Genomic DNA, 14,710 nt, shown 5'->3' with positions numbered 1-14,710 from the left:
CTTTGTGCAGCAACATTGGATTCGACATTTAACAACCGTCATTGATGAATCATTCGACGTCCCTCTTTTTGGGCTTCCTCCCACTTTTGATTTTGAACGTTTCCTCGCCCCCCTAAAGCTGGCGCTTCACTTAGAAGATCTCTCTTTATCCGTCGCCAATCAAGGATGGCGCTCTGAAGAACAGTTATTAGAGGGACTGGGCGACTCCCCCAGCGTGATGGCGCTTAGTTTGTCTCCTATTTCCTCACCGATCTTTTGGGCAATCTCTCAAGCGGATCTGCTTGAACTCTCTTCATGGACTCTGTCTCCTCAACAACGCACATTTCACTTTCAAGATTCAGAGATCCAAAAGGGGTATTATCACTTTCTCATTTTAGAAGCGATCAAGGCCCTGCGCGATAGCAATATTTATTCCGATTTAAGCCCTAAACTCGAGACGACACAATTAACCGGTGAGAAGAGCTTTACATTTGATATCGGCATCCATTCCTCTGAAAAGACGGTTTGGGGACGACTGATTGTTCCGATAGCATTTCAATCTGCGATCAAAAAACACTATAATCATCACCTACCCTCATTTTTAGAACTTAAATCAAAGGGGCATCTGTTTCTAGAAACGGATTTGCTTGCAGGCTATGTCTCGCTCACTCTTTCTCAATTTGACGGCATAAAGACGGGTGATTTTCTCATCCTCGATTACGCAAGTTATCACCCCAATACGAAAAAAGGCCATTTTCAACTCGCATTTGCCTCTCGCCCTCTTTTACAAGTTAAATTAAAAGACAATCATTTAAAAGTTTTAGATTATGCCTTTGAAATGGAAGGAAATATTATGAATGACGATGAACTCTCCCAAGATTCCCAACCTATTGAAGACCTACTTCACGAAGATGATGATCTCTTCCTCGATGATGAAGAGCCCCCGATCCCGGAACTTTCCGAATCCCCAAAGGAAGAGCTCGATGAAGAAATCGAAACAGTGCAAGAGCAAAAAATGCTCCACCCTAAAAATGTCCCTCTCATTCTTTCTGTTGAAGTGGCAAAAATTAAAATATCCTTGGATCAACTCCTTCAGCTTCAACCGGGAAATGTCCTTAATACAAGTGTGCAACCCGAAAGAGGGGTACAGCTATCCTTAAACGGTCATATCATTGGAAAGGGAGAGCTATTACAAATCGGCGATGTCCTCGGGGTCAGAATCGTTGAAATTGCCAATACCTCCGCGTAATAAATCATGACGAAAAAAGTCTTCTTTGACCAGCCTACCTTGCCTACGGCAAAGGCACAAACCAAACAAGCTTTACCCGATCGCATTGGTCCCTACATCGTTGAGAGCCTTTTATCCCAAGGGGGAATGAGTCGTCTCTATTTAGGGAAAGATCCTCATACCGATCAAATGATCGTCATTAAAGTCCTCTCTCCCGACTTTGTCCGCCATCCTGAAATGATTGCCCAATTCCTTGAAGAAGCCAAAATTATCAGTATTGCCGACCATCCCAACATCGTGAAGCTCTATGGACAGGGCAAATGGCAACATGGGCTTTATATTGCCATGGAATTCATTCAAGGGATCTCTCTGAGACAGTTTATTTATCAACACTCCCTTTCCCTCAAACGCTGCCTCGATATTGCATTGCAAGTCGCTTATGCTCTTTTGCATCTACATACGCATAACATTGTCCATAGAGACCTCAAACCCGAAAACATTTTGATCACTGAAAATGGAAAAGTTAAAGTCATTGATTTTGGTGTTGCCCAGCTCAAGGGGAAAGACCAACTCAGTACCTCAATGGAAGGCGGCATGATCGGAACGCCCCACTACATGGCTCCCGAACAAAAAAAAGATCCCAGCAAAGCCATTTTTGCTTCAGATATTTATGCCTTAGGCATCATCACTTATGAAATGATTATTGGGAAACTCAGTTTTGGCAATATCCAACTCTCATATATTCCCTCGCATTTGCGCTCTATCATAGAAAAAGCTATCGATCCTAATTTAAATAAGCGTTATGAAGACATTGTCGATTTTATCACGGCCATTTCCACCTATTCTAAAAAAGCGCTCTCCCAAGATGAGGGAAATAATGATGAGAGTCACTCTGAAATCTTAAGCACTATTATTCAAGCACAACAACAAATCACCTCTCTACACCTCCCTGAATGGGATCACGTCGATCTCACAATAGCCCGACCTGAAGGAGCTAAAGATCTCGGTGTCTCTCATGATTTTATTGCCCTCTCTCCTCGCCACTATCTCATCTTATCAATGGAGTCGACATCAGCTGATGTGAGTTCGAGCTTATTTATTACCCATATCAAAGGAATGATCAAACCTTTAATTAAACAATACCGTCAAAAATCAGTGACTCGATTTGACATTGACAACTTTATCTCTGAGATCAATGAGTTTCTCCTCGCCGATCCCTCTATCGCCCCTTTTAAGGCGAATGCACTCTTTCTTGATTTAGATGAAGACCGCTATCTTTTTTCATCCTGTGGATATCTCTCTTTATGGCATTACACTCCTGAAACGGCACTTCCAAAACTGTTGATGAGCGATAACCCGTATCTCGGCGTCTCTTCCTCCTCCGAATTTCGACATGTGAGTGACAATTGGTTTGCAGGGGATATTTTAATTTTGCATACGTTTAACGATTCAAATCTTGAGCAAAAGATGATCACGACGATTCAAGAAAGGGCTAAGGAGATCATCTCAAACCATATTCACTTGTCAATGGGAAGTCTCTCAAAAAAAATCCTCAATGAACTTCTCTCTCTTTTAGATCCTACCCTCTCTAAAGAACGCCGCAGCGTTATTTGTCTCCAACGTTTAGAAAATATTTAGCGTTATCTCGACTTTGTAGCTTATTGTGAGCATGAGAGCCTCATCTATTTGCTCTCAAGCCCAAAAAATTATAAAGTCGAGTTGCAAAAAACCTAAGATAGGTGTAATACCAATTCTTATATATAAAATAATTGACGAGTTGGAAAATTGTGGCATTCATTTTTCGAAATATCAAACAACTCATTATTTTTTGTTTGATTAGCTCCGTTTTATTTACGACTTATCCTGCACATGCTCTTTTCAATAAAAAGATCAAACCTAAGCAAGTCGATGCACCTCATAGCCTATCTGATGAAGGATACACGATTAATTTTCCTAATGTTTCCATCTTAGAATTAGTCAAGTTCATCAGTAAAATCCGCGGTGTAAACTTCATTTATGAAGATACGGATCTTAATTTTAATATCACGTTCACTTCTGAGGAACCGACCTCCCTTTTTAATATCATGTCGGCGTTCACTCAAATACTCAGTATTCATGGCTTGTCCGTTATTGAGGACGGCAATAATCTCATCATTCACAAAAATCAAGATGTGAGGCAAATTCCGACGATTGTCTCTTCTGAAACACCCCTCGATCTTGATGAGATGCCCATCATCGTAACGCGTGTTTTCAATATTCACAATGCCAATCCGGGCAATCTCGAAACCATTTTTAAACCGATGCTCTCGGGAACAGCTCTCATTACAACGTCTTCTGATACCAGGCAGATGATTATTACGGATACCTCTTCTAACGTTGAAAAGATTGCAGAGCTACTGATGATTTTGGACACCCCAAAAACAAATCTAGATGTGACGGTCTATAAATCTAAAAATGCCAATGCCCTTCAACTCACCCCCCTCTTAAATGAGCTCATCATGCCCCTATCAGAGGGAAACCCCGTCATCATTGTCCCTCAAAAAGAGACGAATAGCATCTTCATTGTTTCGACCCGCTATCTGATTGAAAAATCGCTGGAAATTTTGCAGGGACTCGACACCTACTCATCGCTCCAAGATCGCTCTCTTTCGTCTGACAACATTTTGGTCTATAAACTAAAATACAAAACGGCTTCTAATATTGAAAATAGCATCAAAGAAATCTCGAAAAGTGCCTCTGAGCAAGGTTTTTTAGTTTCCGGTATTGTTAGCTCCATCGATTCGGCTAAATACATTAAAGCAACAAATTCTCTTCTCTTTATTGGAGATGCCGAATCCCTACTGCGCATTAAATCGCTTTTAGAAACGCTCGATGTCCCTTCTCAGCCCAACCAAAACGCCGAAAACTCTAAATTTTATATCTATATTCCTACGGCTAAATCCGCAGTAGAAATTATGAGCTACTTAAAAGAAGTGGAGATGAGCTTAAAAGACTCCCATCTCTCCGATCCCAACATGATTTTGACACTCTCATCGATGCGCCTGATTCGCGATGCCAATACCATTGTCTTTACGGGCGATAGCAACTCGATTGGAGAAATTCAACAGCTGTTAAAAACACTGGATCTCTCTGAATTCAATTCAAAAAACGAATACTTTGTCTACACTCCCATTCATTTATCCCCTCAAACGCTCATTGACTCCCTCCATCAAGTGGCCGATCGGCTCGACAAGGCAGGGTTTGTCGACGAGGGCTTTGTGCATGCAATTAAAGAAGCCAAATATGCAACCTATTCCCATGCAATTATCTTTACCGGAAGTGCAGATACAATCAATAAAATTAAAAGCCTGATGAATGAGCTCGATCATACGGATAAAAAAATTCTATCCGATCAAAATATGCTCATCTATCAGGTCAAATTTGCAGATAAAAAATCCATTGAAAAGGCCTTAGATCGATTTGCAGACAGCCTTCCTATCGAAAGTCCTATCCATGAAGCGATTGAAAGCTCATCATGGATGCCTGAAGCCCACTCTTTAATTTTCCGTGGCACCGGAGAGGCTCTCGCTAGAATTAAGGAAATTTTGGAAGTTGCAGATACGGCAGAGTATGCTAAAGAAACGATCTTTACCTACCGCGTCGCCAATGCATCGTATGACCAAGTTAAGAGTGATCTCATGGCCTACTCGGATCAATTAGCTGAAGATGATCCCACTTATCAAACCCTTAAACAGGCCAAATGGGTCCCTGATAGCCGCATTATTATTTTTAAGGGCAATCTCAATACGATAAACAAAATTAAAGAGATGCTCAATGTGGTCGATCAGCACTCCACTTCGGGAGCTCCTGAAGCTCAAAAGGGCTATATTCTTTATAACTTAAAGAACACACCCGGCAATGTGGTCATTAAAGAGCTTAAAACGATCTCCCAACGCCTTGAAAAAGACCCTCAAGGCAATGCGCATTTAATTGAAAGCATTAAAAAGACTGAGTGGATTCCAACAACGAACTCTCTGTTTATCACAGGACCTCAGGGAGACATCGATCAAATTCTTAAATTTGTCGATAAATTCGATACGGCGCAATCAGCTAATTCGTATGTCATTATCAAATTGCAGTATGCTTCCGGCAATGATTTAATTAAAGAGCTTGAGGAAGCGACAGAGAAATTGAGCAAAAAAGAGGTCGCCTACGAAAATCTCCTTCAAACCATTCACCATATCGAATGGATTAAAAGCTCAAACTCGCTCTTTATTTCAGGGCCAACAAGTGATGTGCAAAAAATTGAAGCCATGATTAAAAACTTAGATGTCGCCCCGGCTAGTCAATTGGGAAGTCACTCTAACTTTTTTGTCTATCAACCAAAACATATTTCCGCGCCCGAATTGCAAAAAGCCATTAAAAAACTGGCCCATGATCTTGTTGAAAGCAAGCTTTCCGATCCCATATTGATCGAATCATTAGAGCACTTTCGTTATAACCCCGATACGAATTCCTTTGTCTTCACCGGTAATGATGCCACGATAGCCCGAATCAATGAACTCCTCGATAAAATCGATAATGAGCGCAATCAATCGACCAACACTATTTTCTTCCTCTATAAACCTAAAAACTTGGACAATCTAGCCTTTGAAGCAACGATTCAGAATATTGAAACCGAACTCAAACGCAATGATTTTGGCGATCGCAGTTTAATCAACTGTTTAGCCACAATGCGCCTTGTCAAAACATCGGGGTCATTCCTTTTTACGGGAGACCAAATCACGATCACTAGATTAGAAGATCTTCTCAAAACCTTGGACGTCTCTTCCGGAGGTGGCAAAAACAACCAATTCTTGATGTATCAAGCTAAAAACATGCCCATTGATCTTCTTGCCAAGAGCTTAAAAAATGTCTACGGTGATTTAGAAAGATCCAATCTCGCCAACCCTAGTTTATTAAATACCCTCAATTCTATGAGAATCGTTGAGAAAAATCATACGCTCATTTTTACGGGAACGGCGGAAACTCTCAGTCAAATCTCCGATCTATTAACCCGACTGGACGTCCCTGAACCGGCCATCGCAGCCAATCCTAATGTCCATTATTTCATCTATAAACCGACAAAGGCCCATACCAGACAAGTTGAAGAGGCGATTAGAAATGTCACAAAAGACTTAGAAAAATCGGGCCTTGCCAATACCTCCTTTTTAAATACCCTTAAATCGATGCGCTATGTCGATTCAACCGATAGCCTTCTCTTTACCGGGACCCAAGAGTCGATGGATAAAACGGAGGCTCTTCTTGAAAAAATCGATAATGACCTCGCCAGTCAGACCGGCGTACAAACCGTTGGGAAAACGACCTTTCTCGTCTATAAAATTAAAGAAGCCAATCCCGAATATCTTGAGAAGTCCCTCGATCACCTCGCGCGCGATTTGAAAAAAAGCCCTGCTCCGGATGAATCGCTCATTACGACAATTGAAGATATGCGCTATGTCAAAGACTCTAATTCCCTTATTTTTACCGGAACGGAAGAAACCCTCAACAAAATTAGAGAAATTCTGCCTCAGTTTGATGTCTCAATGGGACCTGCCCAACCCCGCGTTTCTGCAGAAGGATATATTCTCTATAAACCTAAATTTCTGAAAGGCGATGAGCTGATTCACCTCGTCAAAGATTTTGAACAAAACCTGATTAACTCAGGTGTCAATGAGCCCCAACTCTTTGATGCGATCAACAATATTAAGTGGATGCCCAAAACGGGACAACTTCTCGTTTCCGGGGATAATGAAGCAACGCAAAAAGTCATTACCCTATTTGAAAAATTTGATGTTGAAGCCTCTCAGATCAGAGGACAAGGAGAATCCTCCGTTGAAACCCTCGATGATATTAGCTTTTTGATTTATAAGCTCCAGTTCCACCGCGGCGACAGTATTCAAGGAGCCCTTTCCGGCATTGCCGGCGATTTGAAAAGAAACATGAAAAATCAATCCTCTCAAGGATTGATTGAAGCCATTGATTCGATCCAGTGGGTCAGAGCGACAAACTCTTTTATCGCCAATGGCGATCCCAAAGTTTTAGTTCGGCTTAAAGAGCTTTTAGAGAGTATTGATATCCCCCTTAAACAAGTCTTTATCGAAGTCCTCGTCATTGAAACCGATCTTACGGGACGTCTGGAATTTGGTCTCCGTTGGGGTGGACAAGGAGTCTATAAAGATCGGATGGCCTTCAGTGGCGGCTCGATGCCCCTCGTAGAAACAAGCCCGAATTTTTCAAATCTCCTCTCTCAAGTGAATGCGACAAGTCCACCTCTTGGAACAAATATGCCTATTCCCAGTGGAGGGAGTTTAGGTGTGATTGGCGATCTCATTTTCCACAAAGGACAGACCTACGTGTCGCTCGGAGATTTTGTGAATGCGATTCAGTCGGATGCGGATAGCACGGTGGTACTCAACCAAAAGCTCATTACGCAAGATAATCAAACCTCTACTCTTTTCGTCGGAGAGAATGTCCCTTATAACGGCTCGGTGGTCACAAACCAATCAGATAATACGACCATTGCGGCAAACATCGAATATCGAGATATTGGGATTAAACTCAGCGTCACCCCCAACATTGGGGAAGACAATATTGTTTCAATGGAGATTGAACAGAGCATCACGGAAGAAATTACCACCGGGGGGGGCTCAGGAGGAACAGCAAATACCGTATATGGCATTAAGACAAGAAAAACGGCTGCTGCAACAAAAGTCCATGTCCCCGACAAACATTTCGTCGCTATTGCAGGACAAATTCGCAACACGACCGCACGTACAAAAACAGCCATTCCTTGCCTTGGCGGACTCCCCATTATCGGGGCTGCCTTTTCAGATAATACCGATACAAAAACTAAGGCAAATGTTATTATGTTCCTAAGACCTGTGATTGTGAATACTTATGATGAATACAAAAAGCTCACACAATACCAAGAAAACATCTACCGTGATCAAGCGGTTACTGAAGACTTTGATGAAGGAATGGAGCTCATTCAACACCCTGATGACGAAGATTAAACGGCTTATTCGAGGAGCGCTTTCTCTTTTTATCGCGCTTTCCTTAGCCGGATGCTATGGTTTTGGCAAGGGGACCATCCAACCCCAACTTGCCTACGCAATGCCCGAGTGGCGTATCCAGTCAATGCCCACAGCCTTTGAACCTTTGAAAGAACAAGAAGAAGCTCAAGAGTGGGGAAAAGAATACAAAATTGGTGTAGCACTTGCAAAAGAGCTCGATCTCTACCGCGCGGTGACGGCTTTTAAACGCGCTCATATCCTCATTCCTAAAAGTGAAATGGTGCGCCGATTAGAAATCCAATATTATCTCGTCTTAAGTTATTATATTGGACATCGTTTTGAAGATGCCCTTGAAGCTTTTGAAAGCTCTTCTCTTGCAATGATCGATCGCTCCTTCCCGGTCTATAAAGACCTTCTCATTGTCCTATATGATTGCTATAAAAACTTGAATGAGATCGATCACGCAAACCGCGTTCTCGAGGCTATTCATCAAGCGGATCAACCTACGGGAGAGAAGCTCAAACTCTCTTACGCTATTTCTCAAGGTGAAGTGAACCGAATTGTGGCTGCAAGCTATAGCCCGCAAATCAAACAACAGAGCGAAGAATTGGTCCATTTTTATGATGAATATAAAAAATCGCCACGCACCGCTCAAGCACTCAATGCTCTCATTCCGGGTGCCGGCTACCTCTATATCGGCCAAAAGCAAACGGCGATCACCGCTTTTCTTCTCAACTCCCTCTGTACTGCCGCTGCTGCCTACTTCTTCTACAATGGAAATATCCCTGCCGGCATCGTGATGACGAGTTTTGAAGCGGGTTGGTACTTTGGGGGCATTTATGGAGCGGGTGAAGCGGCAAAGACCTATAATGAACGCCTGTTTGAAAACAATGCAAATCAGATGATGAGGAAAAATGAGCTCTATCCGGTGCTTGCTCTTCAGTATGCTTTTTAGCTATACCCTGACTGCCTATCAGCCGGGTTATGTCGAACCTTGGGGCAAAGATAAAGCCCTCGCCGGCTTCCAAAAAGACGAAGATTTTATTCCTCCGAAACGCAAAGATATCCCCTCACGCATCGCAGAAGCCGTCATCGCTTTTCATCAAAACATTCTCTCCCCTACCGACGGCCCCCGTAGTCACTACCGCCCCTCAAGCTCTGAATATATGAAGCAAGCCATCCGCCGTCACGGCTTTGTCATGGGCTATCTCATGGGATGTGACCGCCTCTTAAGGGAAAATAAAGAGCACTGGGTTTATCGCAAAACGCTCTACGGCAACACGGAATACAAATACGACCCGGTTATACCGAAATAAGCTAAAAATCAGTGAGTAGAGGCCATGTGAGGGAGTTCTTTTTGGCTTTTCTTTCGCAAATAGAACGTGAGCGGAATTCCAAGGAATGAATACTTCTCGCGGAAGGCATTCATCAGATAGCGCTCGTAGGTATCCGTCATGCGATCTTTATAATTGATAAAGAGAATAAACTGAGGGGGCGCCGTTTCAATTTGAGACATATAATAAATACGAAGCCGCTTTCCTTGAATCATTGGAGGATGATTGAGTTGCATCGTTCGCTCTAAGAAGTGATTGAGCTCAGATGTTGGAATACGGCGAGTGAGTTCGCTATAGACTTGCGAAGTCAGCTTGAAAACCTCTGATATGTTGCGCTGCGTCAGAGCCGAGCCAAAAATAATAGGGTAGAATCGCAATTGAGGGGCCATGTGAAAGAGGTCTTTCTTTGCATGCTCCATTCTCACATTACTGATTTGATCCCACTTATTAACAAAGAGGATACACCCTTTCTTTGCTTTTTCAATATCGGATAAAATCCCTTTCTCTTGGGTTGTCAGTCCATCAACGGCATCAATCATAAATAGGCAGATATCTGCCCTCTCAATCGCGCGTTGTGTGCGAATGGCAGCAAATTTTTCGACAACATTGAGTTCTTTATGCCGTCTTCGAATCCCGGCCGTATCAATTAGAGTGAAGGATTGGCCATCGATTTCAATGTGAGCATCGATACTATCGCGCGTTGTTCCTGCCTGATCGGAAACAACCACCCTTTTCTCACCAAGAACTGCATTTAAAAATGTCGATTTTCCCACATTAGGGCGTCCAATAATAGCGAGTTTAATGCCCTCATCAACAGCGGCAACTTCATCAACTGTAAGGCCATCGAGAACGGACTCATAGAGCTCTTCAATGCCGCGGCCATGCATTGCCGAAACCTCAACGGAATGAGGCGCATTTAAAGAAAAGAACTCATGGGCGTGTTGTTCGTTCTGCCCTTCCATTTTATTGATAGCGAGCACATAGGGCTTATTGCACTTTCTCACGAGCTGATTGACAACCCGATCGAGGGGTTGAACGCCGACGGTTCCATCAACAACGAGAATAACGGCATCGGCCTCAGCAATAGCGAGCTCTGATTGGGCAATCATTTCTTGATTGAATAAAGATATATTTTGAGGATCAATCCCTGCCGTATCGATGAGTTGAATCGGGGTCCCAAAATATTCGGTATAGGCATAAAGGCGATCGCGCGTTACCCCTTCCATTTCATCGACAATCGAAATTCTTTTATTACTCATTCGATTGAATAGGTGGGATTTACCCACATTGGGGCGCCCAACAAGAGCTATTTTGAGATAGGGAAGACCCATATTGACCACATATATTCATATATTTGCAAATAGCATAGTCGAAAAACAATTAAAACGCTACTGAATCCGAAACTGTAAAAACATTTTTTTATTTTTGGGTTTCTCTATGATAGTCGCGCAGCATTTGCATCAGCTCGCTCGGATCAATCTTTTTAAACTGATCCTCCTCATCATACCCGATCACATTCTGAAGGAGCCCTTTCTTCTGTTCAATGAGCTCGTGAATCCTCTCTTCGATCGTCCCTTTTGTGACAAGTTTAAAGACTTGTACACCCCGAGTTTGTCCGAAGCGATGGACCCGATCCGTTGCCTGGTTTTCCTTGGCGGGATTCCACCATCGGTCGTAGTGAATCACTACAGAAGCGGCAATTAAATCAATTCCCACTCCTCCCGCTTGGAGTGATGCGATAAAGATCTCACAAGAAGGATCATCGCGGAAGCGCTCGACCTCCCCTTTACGATCTTTAGTTTGTCCATGAATGCATGCATACCCAATCCCCATGCTCTCAAAATAGAGGCGAAAAATTTTAATCATATCGAGATATTGGGTGAAAACAACCACTTTTTGGTCACTGGCTCGGGCCTCTCTAATCAACTCTTTAAATAGCTCAAATTTGCCCGATGTGTGGTCGAGGTATTGCTCAGGTGTTTTAGTCACTAAGCAGGGATGATTACACACCTGCTTCAATTTGCTCAGCAGGGCGAAAATGTGCAAATGTAGACGGGGTTTTTCTTGTGTTTCTAACTCTTCCAACTCAATATATCCATGCTCAAAAATACGCCGGTATATCTCGTGCTGTTCATCACTCAAATCGATATAGGCAATTTCCTCGATCTTGTCAGGCAAATCTTGTAGAACTTCCGTTTTGCGCCGGCGCAAAATAAAGGGATTGATCAGCCGTTTGAGAAGCCCTGTTTTGAGGCGATCCTGAAACCGTTCGATCGGCAACACGAACATCTCTTTAAAGGCCTCATCTTTGGGGAAATATTGAGGGAGCAAGATATCAAAAAGGGCTTTGAGTTCAGAAAGATCGTTTTCAATCGGCGTTCCCGATAAGCCGAGCTTCATTTTTGAGCGGAGCGCCTTCAATGCTTTGTGAATTTGCGATTCTTTATTTTTAGCCGATTGCATCTCATCAAAAATGGCCACCTCAAACCGGATCATCTTGATTTTGGAAATATCGGTGCGCAATGTTCCATAACTGGTTAAAAACAAATCACTCCCTTGGAAAGCATCTAGGCTTCTCTGCGGACCATAATAAGTAAAGACTTTGATCTCAGGCAAAAATTTCGAGAGGAGCATTTCCCAATGGTAGAGGACGGAAGTGGGGCATACGACAAAAAATCGCGCTTCACTTTGACGGCAGTGGTTTTGAACGGCAGCGATCAATCCCATAGCTTGGTGCGTTTTCCCAAGCCCCATCTCGTCGGCTAAAATCCCCGATAAGTGATTGTGATAGAGATGCCAGAGCCATTTGACACCGATTTCTTGATAAGGACGCATATCCGTTTTAAAACCAACCAAACAGGGCTTGTCGAGTTCTGTCATTTTCAAGGATTTAAATTGAAGGAGCGCATTGACAGACTGAGGATCACATGATGATCCAAACTCGACATCTTGATACACGCAAAGACGGATCCATTCCATGGTTGTCATTTTGAGTCCATCTTTATAAATACGCTTGTCATCGAGCGTTTTTATCCAATCAAAATGAGGTTCTTTTAATAAAATCAATCCCGCATCTGAAGCTAAAAAAGGTTTCAGCGTTGTCACTGCAAAATGCAGATCCTCAAAAGAAGCGTCCCCAAACTCCGTGCGAACACAAAGCTTTAATTTCCACAATCCACTCTCCGATAAATGATCGACATGGGATATAAAGAGTCTCACTTGACGCGCGCATCTTAATTTTGGGTCAATTTCAAAAATATAGGGTTTTAAATCATTGAGCTCGTGAAATAAAAAGTGCTGCTCTAAAAAGGTGGGGATTTCTTTGACATTTTCATAGCCTGCAGGCAGCAATGCTTTTTCCGGGATACGCGAAAACCCCTCATCGGGCACATAGGCATATTCATTAAAGATCATCACGCGATCCTCATGATAGCCGGTTGTATAACGCACCTGCGGCTCGACTTCAATCACACCCGATTCGTTGTAGGAAACTTTAAGTCCCATTTTGAGCACCGGACATTTTTCGGCAAAAAACTGATGGACCAACTCGAGCTCAGGTTCATGAGAGCGGATAAATGAACTGATATCACGCCCCTTCAGCACCATACCGGGCTTCAAAAAGGAGTGAACAAGATTGACATTTTTCGAAAAAAATCCTTCCCCTCGAATATAGAGCCATTCCCCTAAATCAATCACACCCTGATAAGCATTCTCAAAATCTTCCGCAACATCAAATCTCAATTGCCTTTCCGGCGTCACTTCATAAATTAAGCGCGACTCCATCCGCGTTAAATGCGTCGCAAATCCCTCAAATTGACTGAGCCATACTTTATAATGGCTAATAAAATCAGCAATGCGCTCGCGCGCAATCACTTTATCTCCCTCATCAAACATGAGATCAGTCCATCGGATAAACCCTTTGTTTTTGAGATAGCCCCAAGGGGGAAAAAAATGAGATTGCTCCGCTTGCAAATCTCCTTTCTCAAATGCATAGAGCGTAATATGTAAGTTGCCACTCGCATCCATGTGCAAATCATACCGCGGTTCAATCGGGTCTAATTGAATGGATTCCCCCTTCAACTTATCCTGCAAAAGAATGGGATATTTACGAAAAACCTCTGCTAAAGCTTTTCCTTCAATCACCGGCCCCTGAAAAAGAGGGGGATTCATTTTAGGGAAAAATCCATAATGAGGCCTAAAGACCCACTCTCCTAAATCAACCTCTTTTGCCTTCTGAGGGAAATGAAACATCTCCTTGGAAAGAAGCAACGCCCTCTGATCGGGATCATAGGTGATTTTTTTCAAATCAAAATCATAAAAATCGAAGACAGGCAACGGGCTTTTCGTCTGCCTCAAAACCATCATTAGCTCAGGCCAATTGGCTTTTGCGATATAGACTGAAAATTCAATGTCATCAAAAGCGACAAAAATTTCAGTGGGCAACAAATCACTTGTCGCGCGAAATTGGATGTCATAAGAGTGGTTTTGCGCTTCTAAAACAGCGAGCCATTTTGCAAGGTCCGACCAAAAAGAGAGCTCAAACTGAAGCTCTAAACTCGGACGCCCCTCTTTGTAGTGCTGTATTTCTTCTGTCGAGAGATTCGAAAACTTAATGGAGTTTTCTTCTGTCTCCTTCTCGCGGTTAAAAACAAATTCCTTGAGTTTAGACTCCCCAATCTCCGTATTCGCTTTAATTTTAAATAAAATCTTATTTTGATTGGATGACTTGATCTGAAATCCCTTATTCTGTGGCAACTTGACAAGTTTAGGAGAAAAACCATGCCGACGGGCTGCAATAAAAAAGAGCATAAACCAAAGAGAGGACTTGTAGCGCATATGAATAGGAAGCGTGCCCCCCTCATATACCGCTAAATAGGCCGCTGCCACATGGGGGCAGCTTTTGGCTGCTTCAAATCGATCGCATGTACAAAAGTAATCGATCGGACGATAGCCCCCATCAAGCCCCAAAAAAATCCAATAGGTTGCTTCCCCTTTTTCCTCTGCAAAAACTTCCACTTGATAGGTCCGTTCGGAAAACAAAAGAGAGGGAATTCCTCTTGCCAGCAAAAGCCTTCCTTTTTCAAGGTCAGCTTTTTGTACAAAATCTATGTTCATTGATCAATCAACCTAACGGG

The 14,710-nt window shown here is 42.8% G+C and carries 7 protein-coding genes; 5 read left to right on the top strand and 2 right to left on the bottom strand.

Annotation, left to right across the window (positions count from 1 at the left end):
* Positions 1-4 precede the first annotated feature (4 nt).
* The 5 genes from sctQ (at position 5) to yidD (ending at position 9,557) form a co-directional block, all read left to right on the top strand.
* On the top strand, positions 5-1,228 hold the full coding sequence (sctQ, locus tag K9M07_01690; protein MCF7851934.1) for a type III secretion system cytoplasmic ring protein SctQ: 1,224 nt from the start codon (positions 5-7) through the stop codon (positions 1,226-1,228).
* Between the two features lie 6 nt (positions 1,229-1,234).
* Positions 1,235-2,845: a protein kinase gene (locus tag K9M07_01685; GenBank protein MCF7851933.1), complete on the top strand. Its 1,611-nt coding sequence runs from the start codon at positions 1,235-1,237 to the stop codon at positions 2,843-2,845.
* A gap of 149 nt (positions 2,846-2,994) precedes the next feature.
* Positions 2,995-8,241, top strand: coding sequence for a hypothetical protein (locus K9M07_01680; GenBank protein ID MCF7851932.1), 5,247 nt, complete (start codon positions 2,995-2,997; stop codon positions 8,239-8,241).
* Positions 8,198-9,196, top strand: coding sequence for a tetratricopeptide repeat protein (locus K9M07_01675; protein MCF7851931.1), 999 nt, complete (start codon positions 8,198-8,200; stop codon positions 9,194-9,196). The genes K9M07_01680 and K9M07_01675 overlap by 44 nt, the downstream gene beginning before the upstream one ends.
* Positions 9,186-9,557, top strand: a complete 372-nt coding sequence (yidD, locus tag K9M07_01670; GenBank protein ID MCF7851930.1) for a membrane protein insertion efficiency factor YidD — start codon at positions 9,186-9,188, stop codon at positions 9,555-9,557. Before K9M07_01675 ends, yidD begins: the two co-directional genes overlap by 11 nt.
* An 8-nt stretch (positions 9,558-9,565) precedes the next feature.
* Here the strand turns inward: yidD and der are convergent, their stop codons facing one another.
* Both der and K9M07_01660 read right to left on the bottom strand, forming a co-directional pair.
* Positions 9,566-10,906, bottom strand: coding sequence for a ribosome biogenesis GTPase Der (gene der, locus K9M07_01665; protein MCF7851929.1), 1,341 nt, complete (start codon positions 10,904-10,906; stop codon positions 9,566-9,568).
* Positions 10,907-10,994: 88 nt separating this feature from the next.
* Positions 10,995-14,690, bottom strand: a complete 3,696-nt coding sequence (locus K9M07_01660) for a DEAD/DEAH box helicase (protein ID MCF7851928.1) — start codon at positions 14,688-14,690, stop codon at positions 10,995-10,997.
* Between the last annotated feature and the right edge of the window lie 20 nt (positions 14,691-14,710).

This window comes from Simkaniaceae bacterium (genome assembly GCA_021734805.1).
Classification (GTDB): domain Bacteria; phylum Chlamydiota; class Chlamydiia; order Chlamydiales; family JACRBE01; genus Amphritriteisimkania.
Note: the sequence above shows the minus strand (reverse complement) of the source record. Positions and strands in the feature narration are given on the sequence as shown.